Here is a 20176-nt window from a genome sequence, read left to right as displayed (position 1 = left end):
GGAAGGGGTACCGGCCCCGCCGTTTCAGTTCTCGGTTTTCCGCTGTGTTTCCGCCTCCGTGTGGGCCTCTTCATCCATGCGGGAAAGCCCCTCCATCAGCAGCCACATGAACTGGCCGATCTCGCTGCGGGACTCCTCTTCCGGCGGAATACCGGGGGTAAACTTGAACCGGCCGGTTTTTTCCTTCAGCACGGCCCAGAAGGCCTCTTTGTTGTTCATCTCGCCGAAGCGGGCCCGGATCGGCTCGCCGTTTTTAAAGGTGATGGTGGCTGAATCGTGGGGGAACTTGAGGGTCAGGACCCCGGTTTTCTGGTTCATGTTGAAGGTCTGAAGCAGTTCGGCCACAGGCATCTCCGAGAGGTTGCCGGACATGCCCGATTCCAGGTCCGCGGACCGGGCCACGTTGGTTTTGGCCAGGCGTTTGGAGAGCAGGCCGGCAAAGTACATCTGAAGGGCAGGGAACTGGCGCAGCAGCTTGCGGAAATTCCGGCTGTTCAGAAAGATCACCCGGGTGGGCTCAACGGCCCGAATAGAGGCGCCGGCCGCCTCACCGCTGATCAGGCTCATCTCGCCGAGAATCTCCTCCTTGCCCAGAAACGCGATGTTGACGTCGTTTTCCCCCACTACCTCCACCATGCCCGACAGGATCACAAAGAGGTTTTTACCTGGCTCTCCCTTATTGATGATGATGTCGCCTTTTTGAAACTGTTTATGCCGGATAAAGGGCACAAAGTATTTGATCTCGTGTTTTTTGAGTGTTTTGAAGAAAGAAAAGTTTTTCAGCAGCCGGGCGATGTTGTCCTTGGCGTTTTCGTGCGGGTCTTCCAGTTCGAACACGTATTCGGTGACCTTTTCGTAGGTCAGGGTGATGGTGCCGGAGCACCCGCTGCATTTGAACGTTGCCGGATCCTCCTGTGACGCCGGTTCTTCCTGGTCGCTGTTAAGGACACGCCTGATATCGTCGGCCAGGATGGTGCAGGTGGGTTTGCCCGGCGGCATGTGCAGGGCATTGGTGGAAAACCGGAACTGGTCGTCTGTCTCATAAAACGGGCAGCTGTCGTTCTCTGTCACTGTAAAAAAGGCTTCAAGCAGCGTCATGCGTATCCTCGTTTATACCCGCCACCCGGCGAGGCCGGTTTATTGGTCTCCGGTTGCCGCGGTGACGGTTGTGGTGATACCGCCGCGTGCGGTGAATTCTCCGGAGACCTCCATCCATACGGGGGCCACGGCCCCGGACAGATCGTTTAGAATTCGGTTGATCACGTGCTCGTAGAATATGCCCACATTGCGATATTGCAGAAGATAGTATTTCAATGATTTGAGTTCCACAATATGATGGCGGGGACGGTAGCGGATGGTGATGCATCCGTAGTCGGGCAGCCCGGTCATGGGGCAGAGGGAAGTGAATTCCGGCTGCCGGATCACCACGTCGATGGGCCGTGTCTCCCGGTAGGCATATTCAATCACGGTAAGCATCTTGGTGCCCACCGTGTCGGCGGAAAGCGCCGTGTAGGGAAGCGGGGGCTGCGGGTTGTCACTCATGGTCTGCCGCCGGTCTCAAGGGTTAAGCTGCTGTCTTGTAATTGTTCGTGTGTATGTTCTACATGATTTGTCGTGCTTTTTCAAAATAAAAAAGCGAATCCACCGGGCCGGGCACCGGGCAGGTTTCCGGTTGCAAACCGTACGGGGATTGTATATGGATAATGTTTGTACAACATGAGGCATTTAAATGAAACACAAGGAAGATCCAGTGACTGTCGGCCGCAATGATCCATGCCCCTGCGGCAGCGGGAAAAAATACAAAAAGTGCTGCATGGGCAGGGAAACAACCCCCCAGTCCTCTCTGGCCAGGGCCTATCGCGAGAAATACGGCATTTGCATCAAACAGGCCGAGGACATCAGGGCCATTGCCAGAGCCGGACGCCTGGCCCTGGAACTGCTGGACCGGGTGGAACAGATGCTGCGGCCCGGCATCACCACCGACCAGGTCAACACCCTGGTGCATGACCAAACGGTTGCCGCCGGTGCCGTGCCCGCCCCCCTGAACTACCGGGGATTTCCCAAGAGCGTGTGCGTGTCGGTCAATGACGAGGTGTGCCACGGCATCCCGGGCAACCGGATTCTTCAGGCAGGGGATATTGTCAACGTGGATGTGACGCCGATTTTAAACGGCTATTATGCGGATGTAAACAAAACCTTTTTTGTGGGCACACCGGGCCTGAATGCCGTCAAAATCGTGGATGTGACGCGGCGGTCCCTGGCCGAGGCCATGGCCATGGTGACACCGGGCAATCATGTGGGAGACATCGGGTGGGCCATTCAGCGTTATGTCGAGGCGCGGGATTGCTCGGTGGTGCGTGAGTTCGTGGGCCACGGCGTGGGGTTCGATTTTCACGAGCCGCCCCAGGTGCCCCACTACGGGAGAAGGGGGGAGGGCGTGGTACTGGTGCCGGGCATGGTCTTTACCATTGAACCCATGATCAACCTGGGCGCCAAGGGGATTCGTGTGCTGCCGGACGGCTGGACCGCGGTCACCGCCGACGGCTCCCTGTCGGCCCAGTTCGAACAGACCCTGGTGGTCACCTCCGACGGCTTTGAAAGCCTGACCCCCTTTGACCTCTGACCCTACCCCGCATACCGGTCCTTGAACTGCGGCTTGTTCTTGTAGGTCTTGAGCATGCCCCGGGCGTTGCAACTGGGGCACCGAATCTCGGAGGGCATGTTTTCCGTGTCGATCTCAATGGGGCTGTTGCACTTGGAACAGTTGATGGTAACCGTCTTCCCCTTTGCCGGCGGAGCGTTATCGGTCGGCTCCATGGCCAGGGGCTCGTCTCCCACCGGAATAAAGTCAATGTCCGGCGGATTGGGCCGGGTTTTCTCCTCAATAAAGGCCAGCACGGCCTGCCGCACACTCTCGTTGTCATCCTCGCCGCCCTTTGCCACCAGTTTCTCATACTGATCTTTTGAGATGGTGATCCTGGCCTCCAGCACATGAATCGACTCCATGGCGGTGTTGAGCTCTTCTAAAAGCCCGGCCAGTTTGGCGATTTTCATGTCGCCGGACTTTATTTTCTCCTGAATTTTTTCGGCCAGCTCTTCGGCCGACAGCCATTGGTCTTCGTGCTGTATTCTGCCTTTTTCCAGGTCGATGTGTTCCATTGCGCCCCTCCTTGTATCTGTTCGGGCATTTTGTTTATCCGTTCAGGTTTTGTTAACAGAAGCATAGTACATGTGAAAAAAAGATGCAAGCGCCGGAAACATCACTTTTTTTCACCGGCAGCCGTCTTGCAAGTCCGGCACAAAGCCTGTATAAAGGAACCATTTTTAAAGGAGAACGTATGCCGTTTCGCATTGCCATCAACGGGTATGGAAGAATCGGACGCTGCGTGTTGCGGGCCCTGTATGAGTCGGGCCGCAGGGCGGACATGGCCGTGGTGGGCATCAACGATCTGTCCAACATGGATTCCATTGCCCATCTGACCCGGTTTGACTCCACCCATGGCCGTTTTGCCGGCCGTGTCGTTCATGAGGGGGCCACCCTTTATGTGAATGACGATCCCATTGAGGTCTCTTTTGAAAAAAATCCGGCGGCCCTGCCTTGGGCGAAGCTGGGCGTGGACGCGGTGCTGGAGTGTACGGGCAGCTTTATCGACCGGGCCACGGCCGAAGGGCATTTAAAAAGCGGGGCCAAAAAGGTGGTTTTTTCCTGCCCGGCGGAAAACGCGGACGCCATTGTCGTTTACGGTATCAACCATACCTCCCTTAAAAAGGACCATACTGTCATTTCCAACGCCTCGTGCACCTCCAATTGCATTGTTCCGGTGATCGACGTGCTGGACCGGGCCCTGGGCATTGACCACGGCATGATCACCACCATCCATTCCATCATGAACGACCAGCCGGTGATCGACGCTTATCACAACCGGGACCTGCGCAAGTCCCGAAGCTCCGGCCAGTCGGTGATTCCGGTCAACACCGAGCTACCCAGCGGCATTGACCGGCTCCTGCCCCGGCTGGCCGGCCGGTTCCAGGCCATTGCCCTGCGCGTGCCCACCACCAACGTGTCAGCCATGCAGCTCACGGCTCATGTCAAAACAAAAACCGAGGCCGCAACGGTCAACGAAATCTTTGCGACAGGCGCCACCGGCCCGCTCGCCGGTATTCTGGGATACACCGAACTGCCCCTGGTCTCCTGCGACTTCAACCACGACCCCCACTCGGCCGTCATTGACGGCTCCCAGACCCGGGTTGCTGGCACCACCGGGGTTTCCGTTCTGGCCTGGTTCGACAACGAGTGGGGCTATGCCAATCGCATGCTGGACACCACCTTTGCCCTGCTGTCTGCCTGATTCCCTGTTTTTACCGTCTGTTTTTTGCCGCCATGCGGGCCGCAAGAGCCACGATCCAGTCCGAGGGGGTGCGGGTCAGCAGGCCGTTGCTGATGCGGTGCTGAAAGTACATGAATTTGGCGGCCAGGCCGGGCACCACCAGAAAGCGGTTGCGCTCAATGGCCTTTACAATGGTTTTTGCCACGTGTTCCGGTTCCAGCAGGCCTGCCATGCGCTTGACCGCCTTGCCCTCCGGCGGCATGGTTTTGGCCTCTTCGTCGATAAAGGGGGTTTTGACCTCCGGCGGGCAGACCACGGTGACGCGAATGTTGTGGCGCTTGAACTCGGCGCGAATACATTCGGAAAAGCCCACCAGGGCGTACTTTGAGGTGCTGTACAGGCTGTAGCCGAAAATGCCGATCAGGCCGGCCTCAGAGGCCAGGTTGACGATGTGGCCGCTTCTCTTTTTCTTCATGTGGGGCAGCACCGCGCTGATGGTGTTGCGGGTGCCGTACACATTGATCTTCATCACCCGGTCGAACTGCTCATAGGTGATGTTTTCAAAATAGTTGCCGTCTCCCACGCCCGCGCTGTTGATCAGGATGTCGGGCGTGCCGAACCGCTCCACCGCGTCGTTTATCTTTTGCGCCACGTCGGTGTTGTCCGCCACATCCATGGACACGGTATCGAACTTCTGGTTGGCGTCAACAGCCCTGTCTGCGACGGCCTGGCGGGCCTTGTCCAGGCCGGCCTGTCCCCTGGCAAACAGCACCATGCTGCATCCGCGATCGGCCAGCATCAGGGCGGTCTCAAGGCCGATGCCGCTGGAGCCGCCGGTGATAAAGGCCAGTTTATTGAAGAAGAAGGTTGTCATGGTTTTCCCCCTTGTGTTGTAAGTTTCAGCGTCGCCGTCGTAAAGGTTCAGCAGCCCGAACAGGATTGCCGCGCGCCCTGCGGGCGCTCATAATGACGCCTACATCCGTCATTATGAGTCGAAGGCATGTCATTGCGAGCGCAGCGAAGCAATCTTTAACATGCCTGTGTCATTGCGAGCCAAAGGCGAAGCAATCTTGAACAGATGCGAAGAAGATTGCTTCGTCGCTTCGCTCCTCGCAATGACGGGAAAAACGATGTCATTGCTGAAGGCGAAACAATCTCCTGCCCAATCGTTTGCCGCCCATTTTCGTTCCTTTATCGGATACTTTCCTTATCAATATACTCCCGAATCCGCTTCAGCCCCTCTTCATAAGAGACCTTTGGCGCATAGCCCAGTTCTTTCCTGGCCCGGTCAATGGGAAAGCGGTTGTCCGATCCCACCAGGTTCAGAGCGTCCCGGGTCACGGGCGGCCGTTTCTGAATGCCGAAGAGCTTCCATGTTTTTTCAAATACAAAGGCGCTCAGGGCCGCCGCCGGCCGGGGTACGGATCCCGGTTTTTTCGCGCCGATCATGGCGGCGATGTCCTCAAAATAACGGCGCCAGGTGACTTTAGTTCCGTCGGCGGCGTTGTAGGCCCGGCCCAGGGCCGTGTCACTGGCCCCGGCCAGGAGGAACAGGTCGGCCACGTTGTCCACGTAGGCAAGGCCGGCGTTCATGTTGCCGCCGGAGATAAGACCCGGCGCGCCGCTGCGTAAAACATTGACCACGTCATGAAGCCAGGGGCCGGAACGCGGTCCGTAGACATTGCCGGGCCGCACCACGGTCAGGGCCAGGTTCTTTTTCCTGTGGTACTCCCATGCCAGCTTTTCCTGGGCCTGCTTGGTGCGGCTGTAAGGGCCAAAGGTTTTTCCGTAACCCACATCTTCGTGACACACTTGCTTGCGGACATTGTCGCCGTACACCACCACACTGGAGACCAGCACCACCCGGGCTCCGGTTTTTGCGGCCTGTTCAAACACCAGGCGGCTGCCCTCCACGGTAAACTCCCAGTATTTTTTTTCATCCCCCCAGTCCGACACCACCGCGGCCAGATGAATGATGGTCCCGGCTCCGGAAACGGCCTTTGCCACAGCCCCGGACTCCGAGATGCCGCCCCGTACCACTTCCACCCGGTCGCCCCAGGCAGCGGGCAGGGCTTCGTCCGGCAGCACCAGTGCCTTGACCGCCATATCCTGCTCCAGCAGCTTGTGAACCACCTGGCTGCCGATAAAGCCGGTGGCCCCGGTCACCAGCACGGGCTGGGCCATCTGTTTTGAACTGTTCATGGTGTTCCTCTTTTGTTTGGCAAAATTATAATTCACCGCAAAGGCGCAAAGCGTTCCTCTTATGTTTCAATGCCGGCTTCGGCAAAAATTTTTCTGCTTTTTTCAAGCACGCTGTTGTCGGCAAAGGCGGTCATGGCCTTGTCGGTTTTATAAGGGTCGGGTGTGCCGATCTTGTCGGTTTTGTCATGCCACAAAGGGTTGTAGGCAAGCAGGGCCGACTGGGTGACGCCCAGTTTTTTCAGAAACGCGGCAATATCGGTGATGTTTTTTTCGGTGTCGGTGATGCCCGGAATCAGGGGGGTTCGGGGCAGAAGGGTTTTTCCGTCTTTTGGGGCCCGCGCAAACAGGGTTGCAAAGTTGGCCAGAATCCGGTCGTTGGGAACGCCGCAATAGGTTTTGTGGGCCGTTGGGTCGATAATCTTTATATCAAAGTAGATGGTGTCGAGCATGGGGTAGAGCATCGTCACGAAACGTTCTGCGTCAAACAGGCCGCAGGTCTCTACCAGGGTGTGAATGTCTTCGCGTTTGATGGCTGTCAGCAGGTCGGCGGTAAAGTCCATAAACAGCGTGGGCTCGCCACCGGACAGGGTGACCCCGCCGCCGGATGCGTCAAAAAACGGTTTGTCCGGCAGCACCTGTTCAAGGATGTCGGTGACCGGCATCTCTTTGCCCACCTGTTCCAGGGCGCCGGAGGGACAGGCGGCGACACACGCAAAGCAGAGGGTGCATCTCTTTCTGTCAATGTAAAAAGGGTTGGCTTTTGACAGGGCCTGCTCCGGGCAGGTTTCCCTGCAGGCGCCGCAGTCGATGCACCGGCCTTTATCAAAGGCAATTTCAGGTCCGGCTTTTTTGCTTTCCGGATTGTGGCACCAGACACAGGAAAGCGGGCATCCTTTGAAAAAGATCACCGACCGGATGCCCGGCCCGTCATCCAGGCTGTTGCCCTTGATATCCAGGACCAATGGAGTTTGTGTGTTTGTCATGGAATCTCCATCATTGTTGTCAGACCCGCTAAAACGCCATTGTAAGTCTATGAAATGTCATTGCGAGCGCAGCGAAGCAATCTTGAACCTATGCGAAGGAGATTGCTTCGTCGCTACGCTCCTCGCAATGACGGGAGAAACGTCTTGCTCCTCGCAATTGCAGACCTGTTTACTTTTCCCTTGTCACATGCCGAATTCAGCCCGTTCAATCAGCTCTATCTGCATCTCCCGGTTCAGCGAGACAAAATAGGCGTTGTATCCCGATATGCGCACCAGCAGGTTCTGGTAGTTTTCCGGGTGTTCCATGGCGTCGCGCAGCGTGTCCGACGACACCACGTTGAGTTGCATCTGCATGCCGCCCAGGCCGGTATAGGCCTTGGTATAGGAGCAGAGGGTGTTGACGGTCTGGGCATGGGACTCGCCCGGCGCCGGCACCACCTTGACGTTAAAGGCGATGTTGTTGTTCATGGCGGTGGGGTCCAGGCCGGCCACGTCGCGCAGGTTGTCTAAAATACTGGGGGAAGAATGGGGTTCAGGGGTCAGGCCCGGTGTAAAGGCCTTGCCGGCCAGTCGTCCCGACGGCAGTGCTCCGGTCAGGGTGCCGAAGGCCACGTGGTTGGACATGGACCAGAACCCCGCGGTATAGGGGCCGCCCCGGTAGTTGGTGTGGGCCCCGAAAATGTCGTGGGCCAGCCGGATGATGCGGTTGGCCATGGCCAGGGCCTCTTTGTCGCCGGACCCGAACAGGGGAATTTTGTTTTTGATGATCGCCAGCAGGGCCGGTTCGTTTTCAAAATTGGCGGCCAGGGCCCGGTGAAGATCGCCAAAGGAGACCTGCTTGCCGTCGAACACCAGTTTCTTGATCACCATCATGGAGTCGGTGATGTCGGCAAGACCGATGCAGGCCACGCCTGACGAGTTGTAAAGGGCCCCGCCTTTGGTGACATCCCTGCCTTTTTCTTTCGGGCCCTGGATCAGGGCCGAGATGTATGGCGTGGGCCGGATTGTCTGGTGGGCCTGGCCCAGCAGGTTGTTGTACTCGCAGGTCTGGTCGGCCAGAAATCCAAGCTGGGTTGCAAAGGCCTCGAAAAACGATTCAAAATCCTTGAAATGGCCGGTGGTCACGTCCCCTGTTTTGGGGCCCAGGTCCCAGCGCATCAGGGGGTGGCGCCCGTTGTTCAAGGCCATTTCAAGGGCCGCCACCATGTTGAACATCATGCAGTTGGTGTGGCCGATGTGACGGCCGGAAAGGGTGGGCTCCACGCACCCGGTGGCGGCCCAGTCCCGCAGGTGCTCGGCCGGGTAGTTGAATTCGGCCAGCGAGGCCATGACCGCCTCGTCATTGTGAATGGAGGGGGTGGCCGCGGTGTTCAGGTTCACCTCGCAGAGCCGCGCAAGATAAGCGTCGCTGTTTTTTTCGCGGTTGTACCGGGCATTGACGTTGGGGTCCCGAATGGAGAGCATCTCCGTGACCTTTAAAAAGATGTAGGTCATGTCGTTGACCGCGTCCTCGCCGTCCGGGGTCACCCCGCCCAGGGTGATGGCCTGGTCCGATGAGCTGCCGCCGAACAGGTAGTTGCCGATGTCCGGAATCAGGGGCAGGTGGTCGGTGCATCGCATGTAGAAGCACCCGACAAGCTCGATGGCGCGGCGGATATAGTCCTTCTGTTCGTTTTCGTTTTTCAGGGCTGCCATGTCCGCCTCAAAATAGGGTTGCAGCCACTGGTCCATGCGGCCCAGGGAAAAACCGGCGTTGGTGTTTTCCATGTGAACCCCCACCCAGACGATCCAGATGGCGTTGATCGCTTCATCCAGGGTGGCGGCCGGGTTTTCCGGCACCTTTCGGCAGATGTCGGCCAGCCGGACCAGCTCTTTTTTGCGGGCCGGGTCTTTTTCCATGCCTGCCAGCCGGTGGGCTTCAGCGGCCAGGTTTTTCGCGTAGGCGTTGATGCCCTCCAGGGTCAGCTTCATGGCCCGCAGGGTGGTGTGCTTTTCCGCGTCCGCCTCGCTGGTGCGGCCAATCTCGGCGTCGATTTGGGCCATGATGCCTTTTGTGCCCAGAGAGAGCAGGGTCGGGTAATCAAGAATGGTGTGGGAAAGGGCCACGGTTTTCCACAAAAAGCAGGCGGCAAACCGCTCGTCGAGTTTCTGACAGTCAGGATAGCCTTTGTTGTCCCGCACCCATTCGCGGAAATTGCGGTTCAGCCAGAAGGGAAACACGGAGTTGTGCAGCACGTCAATGGTGTTCGGGGAAACGTCGTAGGGGTTTAAGGGCCTGTGGGGGGCGGTAAGCAGTTCACCCCAGATCATGGTGCCGTGGGCGTCCGGGTAGAGCACCACGCCGATCTCTTGGGCGGTGGTGGTGCCAGCCACCAGGTCGTTTTCCCGAATGAGGGGTTTGCGGTTTTCCATCAGGTATTTTAAGGCATGGGCCTGGCGAATCTCGGCCACCCAGGGCTCGCCGTTTTTGTCGGTTTCAAAACCATTTTCCCTGTACCACCGGGTCAGGATTTCGGGCCGCTCGTGGCAGAGGGCGGGTCGGGTCTTTAAATGAATATCCAGAAAGGTTTTGAGCCGGGGAAAGTCGTCCAGGCTGTAATCCGCCAGGTAGGGGTCGGCAAGAAACCGGACCCCGGGGTCCGTGGCCGTGGCCGACAGCCGGTCTTTGTTTTTTTTGTTAATGCTTTTCTGAGACGCTTCGGCTGGATCGTAATCCCGCTTTTCCCGTTTGGCCTCTTTTTGCAGCTTTCCCACCTGTACCTTTTTTAACAGCAGCGACAGGTAAAAGTTCATCAGCTGGAGGTAGCCCAGGTTGCCCCGGGTGACCATGCGGTTTTCCATCAGGGCCAGCATCAGCTTGTTGGGGGGCTGGGTGGCCGCCTCCTTTACCGCGGCTTCGTCCACAAACACCAGTTGAGCGTCGGGTTTTTCCGGCATTTTTTTCAGTACACGGACTCGGCCGTTTTCAAACTGAACAGCCTGTTCCACGCTGCCGCTTTCGGTGCGAATGCCGAAGGTAAAATTGATGGGCCCGTCATCGCACGAAAGGTAACGGTTCAACGCGGGCCGAAGGTTGAAGTTGGCGGCAAAAAACCGGAAAAACAGGTTGGCCAGCATATTGGTCATGCCTTTACGGTTTGCATTCATTGTATGTCTCCAATTGAAAAATGGTGGTTTCCATCACCTGTCTGCGTTTCTTAGTCTTACTCTTACTCCCGTTTTCTCTTCCGGTCCTGTTACAAACCCATCAGAACAGTGCTTCACCGGTATCCACGCGCTGTTTGAGTTGCAGCAGCGTGTCAATCAGTTCGGTGGTGCGCTGTTTGATAAACGTGTCCACAGTATCGATCACTTCATGAAAAAGCCGGCTGTTGTGAAGGGTGATCAGGCCATGGAGGTCGGACCAGAATCGCACCACCTGGTGAAGGATAAACCGGTCCCTTTTCACTCCCTTTCCCGGAATATAGGCTTCCAGGGGCTCGATAAAAAGGGCCAGGCATTTTAAGGCGGTCTGCTTTTCATGATGGGCCAGGGGCTCAATGTCGGTGCCCACATAGTCGAGGTACTTGGGTGTGTGCAGGTTGAACATGAGGTCGTAGTAGCTGGGATAGGTCAGGCCGAACGTTACGTAGCCACGGATCATGGCGCCGAACCGGGCCTCAATGTCGGAATGGGGGCCGGCCTGTTTTGTCAGCAGGGCAAAAAGTTTTTCAAAGCCCCGCACCCGGATCATCAGGTTGAGTTCATCTTTATTGGAATAGTAGTTGTAAAGGGTGGTGGGGGTCACGCCCAGGCGGGAGGCGATCTTGCGCAGGCTTAAGTTTTCAAAACCGTCCTTGATGATGATGTCAAGGGCCGTGTCCAGAATCCGCTCACGGGTCTGTTCCACTTCCTGGGGTGTTCTGGCTGCTTTGGGCATGGGGCCTCCGCGTTTAAATAACAATGTTAAGTTAACAGTGTTATTTTTAAAAGTCAAGTTTTTTCAAAAAAGACAAGAGGGCGGCAAAGGGTTGGAGATAGGCCCGGATATTTCACGAGTTGATTTGGCTGCAGATCCAAGGCTCGGGCATGAACATGTAGGCAACTCCCTGTGGTTGCCCATCAAAGGGCGAACACAAGGTGCGCCCCTACCGTATATCCGCGAATGCCGGAGCAACACAGCAGCTGCGGTCAAGGAGACTCGCCTGAAGGATGAAATACCCCGGTTAATGACAACGATTTTCTTGACAACCGGCTTGGGGGTGGGGTAGGATTCCGTCATGACTGAGCGCTCGCTCAGTATAAGGGTGAAAAGAAGACAAGAAGAGTAGAAGAAAGGAAGAGGCGAGGTGAAGGCCGCAACCGGTACGCATCACGACGTTCCCACCCAGGTCAAGGACCCGGCCCTGGTGGAAAGAAGGCGGCGGCAGATCGTGGACGCTTCCGTGGCCCTGTTTGTAAAAAACGGGTACCACAACACCACCACCCGCCAGATCGCCAAAGCCACCGGGTTTTCCATCGGCAGCCTGTATGAGTATGTCTCCACCAAGGAGGATGTGCTTTACCTGGTGTGCGACGCCATTCACGCGGAGATGGAGAAGGCCGTGACCCGGGTGGTATCGGACCAGGTGCCCGGACCGGATATGCTGCGGGACGCGGTGCGCGGTTATTTTGCCGTGTGCGACACCATGAGCGACCACATTGTGCTGATCTACCAGGTGACCCAGTTTCTTTCAGACAAGTGGAAAAAAAGGGTGCTGGACAATGAAATCCGGGTCACCGGCCGTTTCCGGCAACTGCTGGAAGACGTGATCGCCAAGGAGCAGTTTGTCGGCATCGACGCCCGGCAGATTGATCTGGCGGCCCACAACATCGCTGTGCTGGGCCATGCCTGGGCTTTTCGCCGCTGGTTTTACCTGAAGCACTACTCTCTTGCCGAGTACACCGAGTTTCAGATTCGAAATATTCTGGGCGCGATTTCCGAAAATTTTCACAATTCCATCAACAAGGGGAAATAAGTCATGGATCAGTCGACCTATAAGCCGAAACACGCCGTCCGGGTGGTGACCGCCACCTCCCTGTTTGACGGCCATGACGCGGCCATCAACATCATGCGCCGCATGCTTCAGGACACCGGGGTGGAGGTGATTCACCTGGGTCACAACCGCTCGGCCACTGAAATCGTGGACGCGGCTGTTGCCGAGGATGCCCATGGCATTGCCGTTTCCAGCTACCAGGGCGGTCACATGGAGTTTTTTAAATACATTCTCGAGCTGCTGAAAGAGAAGGATGCGGCCCATATAAAGGTGTTCGGCGGCGGCGGCGGCGTGATCGTGCCCGACGAAATTCGCGAACTGGAGGCCTGCGGTGTGACAAAGATATATTCACCCGACGACGGGGCGAATATGGGCTTGCAGGGCATGATCAACCACATGGTACGGCAGCTTGATTTTGTCACGGTGGGCCGGAAAAAGGTGGACCTGTCACACCTGTCCGTTGACCGTCCCCTGGAAGTGGCCCGAATGATTACCCGGGCCGGCCTTAAAAGCCCGCAATCCGGCGGCCTGGCCAAGACGGCCAAAAGGCTCCTGGCGGCTCAGGCCCGGGAGCGCCGGGTGCCGGTGGTGGGCATTACCGGTACCGGTGGCGCGGGAAAATCGTCTCTCACCGATGAGCTGATCCTGCGGTTTCTGATGGACACGAAAAAGCTTCGCGTGGCGGTCCTCTGCGTGGACCCCTCCCGGCGCAAGAGCGGCGGGGCGTTGCTGGGAGACCGGATTCGCATGAACGCCATCACCGATTCCCGTGTCTACATGCGCAGCCTGGCCACACGGGCGTCCGCGACCGAGCTGCCCCCGGCCATGGCCGACATCATTCATATTGTCAAGGCCGCCGGGTTTGACCTGGTGATGGTGGAAACCGCGGGCATCGGCCAGGGGGACTCCCGCATTCATGACCTGGTGGATGTGTCGCTTTACGTGATGACCAGCGAATTCGGGGCCGCTTCCCAGCTTGAGAAAATCGACATGCTGGACTTTGCCGATATTGTGGCCATCAATAAATTTGACAAGCAGGGGTCCGAGGACGCCCTTCGGGACGTTCGCAAGCAGCTTCAGCGTAATCGCAAGTCCTTTGATTTACCGGTGGAAACCATGCCGGTGTTCGGCACCATGGCGGCCCGGTTCAACGATGAAGGGGTCACGGCCCTGTATCACGGCCTGCTGGACGCCATTTGCCAGAAAACCGGGGTAAACTGGACATCGTCTCTGACCCGGCCCGTTGTAACCACTTCCGGGGCCAGGTCTATTATCGTGCCGCCGGAACGGGTCCGCTATCTTTCCGAGATTGCCGACACGGTGCGGGCCTACCACGGCCGCACTGCGGACCAGGCCGACGCCCTAAGGGCGTGCTGGCACCTTGAGGAGGTAAAACAGCGCCTGGCCGCCGAAGGCGACAAACCATCGGCCAGGGCCCTGGACAAGACCCTGGCCGATGCCAGGAAAAAGGTGACGGCTGAAACGCTGGGCCTGATGAAGCAGTGGGACGAGATGCGGGCCCATCACGACAGCGGCGAAATGGTCTACAGTGTCAGAGGACGCGAGATCAAAGCCCCGCTTTATTGCCGGTCCCTGTCCGGCACGCCTGTTCCCAGAGTATCCCTGCCCGACTTTGCCGATCCGGGCCAGCGGTATCAATGGATGCGCCAGGAGAATCTGCCGGGCCGGTTTCCTTACACGGCCGGGGTCTACCCCCTTAAACGGTCCGAAGAAGACCCCACCCGCATGTTTGCCGGTGAAGGGGACCCGGCCCGGACCAACCGGCGCTTTAAGCTGCTGTCGGAAAATTCAGAGGCCAAGCGGCTTTCCACGGCCTTTGATTCAGTGACCCTGTACGGTTACGACCCGGAAAAGCGGCCCGACATCTACGGCAAGGTGGGCACCTCCGGGGTGAGCGTATGCTCGCTGGAGGACGTAAAGACCCTTTATGACGGGTTTGACCTGTGCGCGCCCAACACATCGGTTTCCATGACCATCAACGGCCCGGCCCCGATCATGCTGGCCATGTTTTTTAATGCCGCCATTGATCAGCAGGTGGAAAAGGCCGAGGCAAAAAAGAAAAGAAAGCTGTCGGCCGTTGAGCGGATCGACATCGTCAAGCACGTGCTTTCCACCATTCGGGGGACGGTCCAGGCCGACATTTTAAAAGAGGACCAGGGTCAGAATACCTGCATTTTTTCCGTGGCGTTCGCGCTTAAAATGATGGGCGACATTCAGGACTTTTTCATCAAAAACCGTGTGCGAAACTTCTATTCTGTTTCGGTGTCCGGCTATCATATTGCCGAGGCCGGTGCCAACCCCATCACCCAGCTGGCCTTTACCCTGGCCAACGGGTTTACCTACCTGGAGTATTACCTTTCACGGGGCATGGACATCGACAATTTTGCCCCCAATTTTTCATTCTTCTTTTCCAACGGCATGGACCCGGAATACACGGTGATCGGCCGTGTGGCCCGCCGCATCTGGGCCGTGGCCTTGAAGGAAAAATACGGGGCTGCCGAGCGGTCCCGCATGCTCAAGTACCATATTCAGACATCGGGCCGGTCCCTGCACAGCCGGGAGATTCAGTTCAACGATATCCGCACCACGCTTCAGGCCCTGTGCGCCATCTACGATAACTGCAACAGCCTTCACACCAACGCTTATGACGAGGCCATTACTACGCCCAGCGACGAATCGGTACGCCGGGCCCTGGCCATTCAGCAGATCATCAACCGGGAATGGGGGCTGGCCAAAAACGAGAACCCCAACCAGGGCAGCTTTATCGTGGAAGAGCTGACAAAGCTGGTGGAAGAGGCGGTGCTGATGGAATTCGACCGGATCACGGCCCGGGGCGGGGTTCTGGGTGCCATGGAAACCGGGTACCAGCGCAGCCGCATTCAGGAAGAGTCCATGCACTATGAACGGCTCAAGCATACCGGAGAACTGCCGGTGGTGGGGGTCAATACTTTCCTGCGGCCAGACAGCGCGGACGGCGGCGAGACCGGCCCCCTGGTGCTGGCCAGGGCCACGGAGGCGGAAAAGCGGTCCCAGCTTCGGCGCCTGGCCGCCTTTCACAAAAAGAACGCCAACCGGTCGGAACAGGCTTTAGAAGAGTTGAAGCAGACCGTTCTTTCCGGGGAAAATATTTTCGCCCGCCTGATGGAGACGGTGCGGTGTTGTTCTCTGGGCCAGATCACGCAGACGTTGTACCGGGTGGGGGGGCAATACAGGAGAGGGATGTAAGACTGGAAGAACGTAACGACTCAATCTTACTCTTGATCTTGCGGTTGAAATCTTGTCGATCAAGAGTAAGATTAAGAGTAAGAGTAAGATGAGATACAGATTCCAGCAGGTAGACCATAAACAGAACTGTGGAGGTTGTTTCCATGAGAGAAGCGGTGATTGTCAGTGCGGTGCGCACCCCGCTGGGCGCGTTTAACGGCGCTTTGGCCGGGGTTGGCGCCACCCGGCTGGGTGCTATTGTGATTCAGGAGGCTGTGGACCGGGCCGGCATTGATGCGGCAGCGGTCAACGAGGTGATTATGGGCATGGTGCTGCCCTGCGGGTACGGCCAGAATCCGGCCAGACAGGCGGCGGTTCAGTCGGGCCTGCCCTGGGAGGCTGAATGTGTCACCGTGAACAAGGTGTGCGGGTCGGGCCTAAAGGCCGTGATGCTGGCGGCCCAGGCCATTGCCGTAGGAGATGCCGATGTGGTGGTGGCCGGCGGCATGGAGACCATGAGCATGGCGCCTTATTACCTTGAAAAGGCCCGTTTCGGCTACCGCATGGGGCCGGGCGCCATTCAGGACCACATGGTGCATGACGGGCTGTGGGACGTGGTCAACGACTTTCACATGGGCATATCCAATGAGCTGTGCTCGGAAAAATATGCTGTCAGCCGGGAGGATCAGGACCGGTACGCGGCAGAGACCTATCGCCGGTCACTGGATGCCGTGACATCGGGCCGGTTTGCCGATGAGATTGTGCCGGTGCCGGTGATGGGCAGAAAAGGGGAGACCGTGCTCTTTTCCACTGACGAGTGCCCCCAGGAAACTTCCTACGAAACCCTGGCCCGCATGAAACCGGCCTTTAAGAAAGACGGCGTGGGCACGGCGGGCAATGCCTCGGTGATCAGTGATGGCGCCGCCGCAGTGGTGGTGATGTCCAGGGAAAAGGCGGCAGAATTCGGGTGCAAACCTTTGGCCGTGATCGGAGCTCAGGCATCTTACGGTATTGACATGAAATACGTGCTGATGGCACCGGTGTGGGCCATTCCCAAGTGTTTAAAAAAGGAAGGCCTTGCCATGGGCGACATCGACCTGTTTGAGATCAACGAGGCCTTTTCCGGCTCCACCGTGGGCGTGATCCGGGAACTGGGCCTTGACCCGGCAAAGGTCAACGTCAACGGCGGCAGCGTGGCCCTGGGCCATCCCATCGGCGCCAGCGGGTGCCGGGTGCTGGTGACCCTGCTGTATGAAATGGCCCGGCGTAAGGCGAAAACCGGGCTGGCCTCTCTCTGCCTGGGCGGCGGTGAGGCCGTGGCCCTGATTGTGAAAAGGGATTGATGCCTTATAAGTGACTCACCACGAAGAATACGAAGATCAGGAAGATGGCGAAGATGGTGTTCCAGATTCAAACCATCTGCGTCAAAAACGATCCGCAAAAACGGCGCAGTGCAAAGCCCGCAAAATTTCTTCGTGCTCTTTTAAAGCTTCGTGATCTTCGTGTTGAAACATCTTGCCGACATCGTTGGCCGGCCGCTTTTTAACACGAAGATCACGAAGCAGCTTTACGGTTTTTTGGGCTTTGTGTTGTAATGGTTTTGTCGCTTATGTCAGCCGCAGTCGATCCCGATCCCGATTTCGATTGCGATGGATGGAGAATGATATGGCAACAGATATTCAGGAAACCTACACGCCCCGGTCGGAAATTGATGCCCGTCTGAAACGGCTGCGCAACAGGCTTGAAAAGGAAAAAATCGACGCTGCCCTGATTATGGAGACTGCCGACCTCTTTTACTTTTCCGGCACGGCCCAGCAGGCGTTTCTGCATGTCCCGACAGACGGCCCGGCCATTCTGATGGTCAAGAAAGACGCCCAGCGGGCCTTTGAAGAGTCTTCCATCGAGCAGATCCGCGCCCTGCGCAGCCAGAAGGAGATGGCGCCCGTCATCGGTTCGCCAAAGACCCTGGGCATGGAGCTGGATGTGCTGCCGGTCAACATGTACCGCTATTTTCAGGAACAGTTTCCGGATACAGAAATTGTGGACATATCCCATGCCGTGCGGTCGCTAAGGGCCGTAAAATCAGCTTATGAAATTGATATCATCCGGCAGGCATCAAGGCTTTCCGACCAGCTGGCCGCCTTTGTGCCCCGGGTGCTGGAGCCGGGTATGCCCGAGATTGAACTGGCCGGCCTGATTGAGGCCGAAGCCAGAAGGCTCGGCCACCAGGGCATGATTCGCATGCGGGGCTGGAACAGCTCACTCTTTTATGGCCACATCATGGGCGGAGCCTCCGCGGCGGTTTCCAGCAGCCTGGCCTCGCCCACCGGCGGCGTAGGCACCACACCGGTGTTTCCCCAGGGCAGCAGCTTTGCCCCCATCCGGTCCGGTGAGCCGGTGCTCATGGACATGGCCTTCGGCTTTCGGGGCTACCTGTCCGACCACACGCGGATCTACGCCATTGGCAGCCTGGCCGATGACCTGCTGGCAGCCCATGATGCCATGCTGGAGATTCAGGAACTGGTCAAAAATACGGCCCGGCCCGGCATGACCGCGGGCTCGGTGTACGAACTGGCTGCCGAGCGGGTGGCTGAGCTTGGATATGCCGATAATTTTATGGGCGCAGGTGACGGTCGGGTCCCTTTCGTGGGTCACGGCGTCGGCATTGAACTGGACGAATACCCGGTGCTGGCCCGGGGGCAGAAAATGGTGCTGGAAGAGGGCATGGTGGTGGCGGTGGAGCCCAAGGCCATTTTCCCGGGCCGGGGCGTGGTGGGTATTGAAAACACCCATATCGTGACAAAAAACGGCCTGGAACAGCTGGGTCGCTATCCCGAGGCCGTGGTAATCGTCTGATGGCAAAGTAAAAAGCCCAATATCTGCGTTGCGCTGCACCCCTCGTCACTGCGGCGTATCGCTATCCCGAAGCCGTGGTGTTTGTCTGAAGTTTTTCAAAATCGATAGCAAGGCTCCATGCAGAGCCTGAAAAAGCGGCTTGGTGTTCTTCCAAATCTTCGTGATCTTAGTGTCCAAACACCCTGGCGGCACAGTCGGCCGGCTGTATCGATATCGATTCCGATAGCGATCCCGATTCCGATTTCGATGAGTGGAACAGGTTCAGGCGGTGGAAGCCGTTACATGGACTGGTACATGGTCATGCGGCTGGTAACCCGTTGCAGGTAGTCCCGGGTCTCCTGATGGGGCAGGCGCTGGATCAGGTGGGTGTAAACCTGCTGGGGCGACATCCGGTTGATGGCCTGCGCGGCCCGGCTCACGCTGGTGGTGCCGGTAAAGGCCCTGGCCACGTTGCCGGCCCCGGTGTTGTAGGCCGCGATGGCGCAGTACATGCGGCTGGTGGGGTTGGTAATTTCCCGAAGGTACCGGTTGTAAAGAATGTAGAGGTAAGCGGTACCCACATTGATGTTATTCTGCTCGCTGTACAGGTAGGAGGGGGAGAGCAGCACCTGGCGGCCGAAAAGCAGTTGGGCGGCATCCCGCCCGGCGGACTGGGGAACGATCTGCATCAGGCCGTAGGCCGGTACATGGGACCGGGCCATGGGGTTGAAGGCGCTTTCCGTGTGAATCACGGCAAAAACCAGGGCCTCGTTTAATCCCCGTTCATTTGCATAGGATTTGACATAGGGCCGGTACGCCATGGCCTTGCGCTGCATGCCGCCCGCCGGCAGCGAAACCCGAAGGCTCACCGTGTCGGTGTCCGGCATCTTGGACGGGGTGCGGGAAATGGTGGCGTTCTGTTTTAAAGCCGCCACGGCCGCGTCGATCTCCTGGTCCGTGGGGTGGTCCTTTCCCGTGATCATTTTCAGCAGCACCGGGCTGTCCTTGACCTCGCCCGACTTTACATGGGGCGACTCCTGGGTGATCCGGTTTTCAATGTTCTGGGAAAGCACGTCCCGCTCAAACGCGGTTTTCTGGTCTTCGGTTATCATCTCCCGCAGTTTCTGTTCCACCAGGGTGTCGATCAGGGCCTCCATCTCCTTGCCGTCCACGTTAAGGTCGATCTGAAGGTACTGCTGATCAAAGTCCACGATATGGCGGGACTGAAAATCCGGGGCGTACTCCACCCACCGCTTGGCCGTGCTGATTTCCGCCTTGACCCAGGTTTTCAGGATCTCCTTTTCATAGGCCCGGTACTCCTCCTCGATGATCCGCTGGTAGGTCGCATAGGTCTGTTCAATGGAAGCCTCATCCGCTGCATACTGGGCTTCAATGCTCTGTTCATACTGGTCGAACTGTTCCATGGCCGCGTTTATTTCGCTTTCGGCCGTCATCTGCTGTTCCATGACATCGAACTGGTGGTCCATGGCAGACCACGCGGGCATCCATACGGCAGCCCCCGCGCAGATTGCAATCAGAAGAATGGAGATGGTTGACAGCCGGTATTTTGTTTTTAATATCATTTCCT

The 20176-nt window shown here is 57.7% G+C and carries 15 protein-coding genes; 6 read left to right on the top strand and 9 right to left on the bottom strand.

The genetic code is table 11. The features are described 5' to 3' along the window. Positions 1–24 precede the first annotated feature (24 nt). Both DOLE_RS11305 and queF read right to left on the bottom strand, forming a co-directional pair. Positions 25–1098, bottom strand: coding sequence for a DUF4388 domain-containing protein (locus tag DOLE_RS11305; RefSeq protein ID WP_012175615.1), 1074 nt, complete (start codon positions 1096–1098; stop codon positions 25–27). A gap of 39 nt (positions 1099–1137) precedes the next feature. Then, positions 1138–1542: a preQ(1) synthase gene (gene queF / locus DOLE_RS11300; RefSeq protein WP_012175614.1), complete on the bottom strand. Its 405-nt coding sequence runs from the start codon at positions 1540–1542 to the stop codon at positions 1138–1140. A gap of 187 nt (positions 1543–1729) precedes the next feature. Between queF and map the strand changes: the two genes are divergently transcribed. Further along, positions 1730–2623 (top strand): type I methionyl aminopeptidase, encoded by an 894-nt coding sequence (map, locus tag DOLE_RS11295; protein WP_012175613.1) that lies wholly within the window; start codon positions 1730–1732, stop codon positions 2621–2623. A gap of 2 nt (positions 2624–2625) precedes the next feature. On the opposite strand, the gene DOLE_RS11290 is transcribed toward map, so the two are convergent. Beyond that, positions 2626–3159, bottom strand: coding sequence for a hypothetical protein (locus tag DOLE_RS11290; protein ID WP_012175612.1), 534 nt, complete (start codon positions 3157–3159; stop codon positions 2626–2628). Positions 3160–3338: 179 nt separating this feature from the next. Here DOLE_RS11290 and DOLE_RS11285 point away from each other — a divergent pair, with 179 nt between their 5' ends. Next, entirely contained in the window at positions 3339–4349 is a 1011-nt protein-coding gene (locus DOLE_RS11285; protein WP_012175611.1) for a type I glyceraldehyde-3-phosphate dehydrogenase, read from the top strand. 10 nt (positions 4350–4359) lie between these two features. Here DOLE_RS11285 and DOLE_RS11280 read toward each other — a convergent pair whose 3' ends face one another. From DOLE_RS11280 to DOLE_RS17495, 5 genes are all read right to left on the bottom strand, one after another. Continuing rightward, entirely contained in the window at positions 4360–5202 is an 843-nt protein-coding gene (locus DOLE_RS11280) for an SDR family oxidoreductase (protein WP_012175610.1), read from the bottom strand. A 317-nt stretch (positions 5203–5519) separates the two neighbouring features. Continuing rightward, on the bottom strand, positions 5520–6530 hold the full coding sequence (locus DOLE_RS11275) for an NAD-dependent epimerase/dehydratase family protein (protein ID WP_012175609.1): 1011 nt from the start codon (positions 6528–6530) through the stop codon (positions 5520–5522). Positions 6531–6589: 59 nt separating this feature from the next. After that, positions 6590–7513, bottom strand: a complete 924-nt coding sequence (locus DOLE_RS11270) for a glycyl-radical enzyme activating protein (protein ID WP_012175608.1) — start codon at positions 7511–7513, stop codon at positions 6590–6592. Positions 7514–7696: 183 nt separating this feature from the next. Beyond that, positions 7697–10660: a pyruvate formate lyase family protein gene (locus tag DOLE_RS11265; RefSeq protein ID WP_012175607.1), complete on the bottom strand. Its 2964-nt coding sequence runs from the start codon at positions 10658–10660 to the stop codon at positions 7697–7699. A 100-nt stretch (positions 10661–10760) separates the two neighbouring features. After that, positions 10761–11432, bottom strand: coding sequence for a TetR/AcrR family transcriptional regulator (locus tag DOLE_RS17495; RefSeq protein WP_012175606.1), 672 nt, complete (start codon positions 11430–11432; stop codon positions 10761–10763). Between the two features lie 409 nt (positions 11433–11841). On the opposite strand from DOLE_RS17495, the gene DOLE_RS11250 reads away from it, so the two are divergent. The 4 genes from DOLE_RS11250 (at position 11842) to DOLE_RS11235 (ending at position 18609) form a co-directional block, all read left to right on the top strand. Next, positions 11842–12510, top strand: coding sequence for a TetR/AcrR family transcriptional regulator (locus DOLE_RS11250; RefSeq protein ID WP_012175605.1), 669 nt, complete (start codon positions 11842–11844; stop codon positions 12508–12510). Between the two features lie 3 nt (positions 12511–12513). Continuing rightward, complete coding sequence (gene icmF / locus DOLE_RS11245) at positions 12514–15774, top strand: fused isobutyryl-CoA mutase/GTPase IcmF (RefSeq protein WP_012175604.1); 3261 nt, start codon at positions 12514–12516, stop codon at positions 15772–15774. A gap of 143 nt (positions 15775–15917) precedes the next feature. Further along, positions 15918–17096, top strand: a complete 1179-nt coding sequence (locus DOLE_RS11240) for an acetyl-CoA C-acetyltransferase (RefSeq protein WP_012175603.1) — start codon at positions 15918–15920, stop codon at positions 17094–17096. A gap of 322 nt (positions 17097–17418) precedes the next feature. After that, a complete protein-coding gene (locus DOLE_RS11235) occupies positions 17419–18609 on the top strand; it encodes a M24 family metallopeptidase (protein WP_012175602.1) in 1191 nt (396 codons plus the stop codon). A 278-nt stretch (positions 18610–18887) separates the two neighbouring features. Here DOLE_RS11235 and DOLE_RS11230 read toward each other — a convergent pair whose 3' ends face one another. Next, positions 18888–20171, bottom strand: a complete 1284-nt coding sequence (locus DOLE_RS11230) for a transglycosylase SLT domain-containing protein (protein ID WP_012175601.1) — start codon at positions 20169–20171, stop codon at positions 18888–18890. Positions 20172–20176: the final 5 nt, after the last annotated feature.

This window comes from Desulfosudis oleivorans Hxd3, assembly GCF_000018405.1.
Classification (GTDB): domain Bacteria; phylum Desulfobacterota; class Desulfobacteria; order Desulfobacterales; family Desulfosudaceae; genus Desulfosudis; species Desulfosudis oleivorans.
This window is presented reverse-complemented; position numbering and strand designations above follow the sequence as displayed.

Excerpts from the sequence above, each read along its gene's own strand:
- queF (WP_012175614.1), bottom strand. The coding sequence starts at position 1,542 with ATGAGTGACAACCCGCAGCCCCCGCTTCCCTACACGGCGCTTTCCGCC.
- map (WP_012175613.1), top strand. The coding sequence starts at position 1,730 with ATGAAACACAAGGAAGATCCAGTGACTGTCGGCCGCAATGATCCATGC.
- DOLE_RS11265 (WP_012175607.1), bottom strand. The coding sequence starts at position 10,660 with ATGAATGCAAACCGTAAAGGCATGACCAATATGCTGGCCAACCTGTTT.
- DOLE_RS11235 (WP_012175602.1), top strand. The coding sequence starts at position 17,419 with ATGGCAACAGATATTCAGGAAACCTACACGCCCCGGTCGGAAATTGAT.
- DOLE_RS11230 (WP_012175601.1), bottom strand. The coding sequence starts at position 20,171 with ATGATATTAAAAACAAAATACCGGCTGTCAACCATCTCCATTCTTCTG.
- DOLE_RS17495 (WP_012175606.1), bottom strand. The coding sequence starts at position 11,432 with ATGCCCAAAGCAGCCAGAACACCCCAGGAAGTGGAACAGACCCGTGAG.
- DOLE_RS11270 (WP_012175608.1), bottom strand. The coding sequence starts at position 7,513 with ATGACAAACACACAAACTCCATTGGTCCTGGATATCAAGGGCAACAGC.
- DOLE_RS11240 (WP_012175603.1), top strand. The coding sequence starts at position 15,918 with ATGAGAGAAGCGGTGATTGTCAGTGCGGTGCGCACCCCGCTGGGCGCG.
- DOLE_RS11280 (WP_012175610.1), bottom strand. The coding sequence starts at position 5,202 with ATGACAACCTTCTTCTTCAATAAACTGGCCTTTATCACCGGCGGCTCC.
- DOLE_RS11285 (WP_012175611.1), top strand. The coding sequence starts at position 3,339 with ATGCCGTTTCGCATTGCCATCAACGGGTATGGAAGAATCGGACGCTGC.
- DOLE_RS11275 (WP_012175609.1), bottom strand. The coding sequence starts at position 6,530 with ATGAACAGTTCAAAACAGATGGCCCAGCCCGTGCTGGTGACCGGGGCC.
- icmF (WP_012175604.1), top strand. The coding sequence starts at position 12,514 with ATGGATCAGTCGACCTATAAGCCGAAACACGCCGTCCGGGTGGTGACC.
- DOLE_RS11290 (WP_012175612.1), bottom strand. The coding sequence starts at position 3,159 with ATGGAACACATCGACCTGGAAAAAGGCAGAATACAGCACGAAGACCAA.
- DOLE_RS11305 (WP_012175615.1), bottom strand. The coding sequence starts at position 1,098 with ATGACGCTGCTTGAAGCCTTTTTTACAGTGACAGAGAACGACAGCTGC.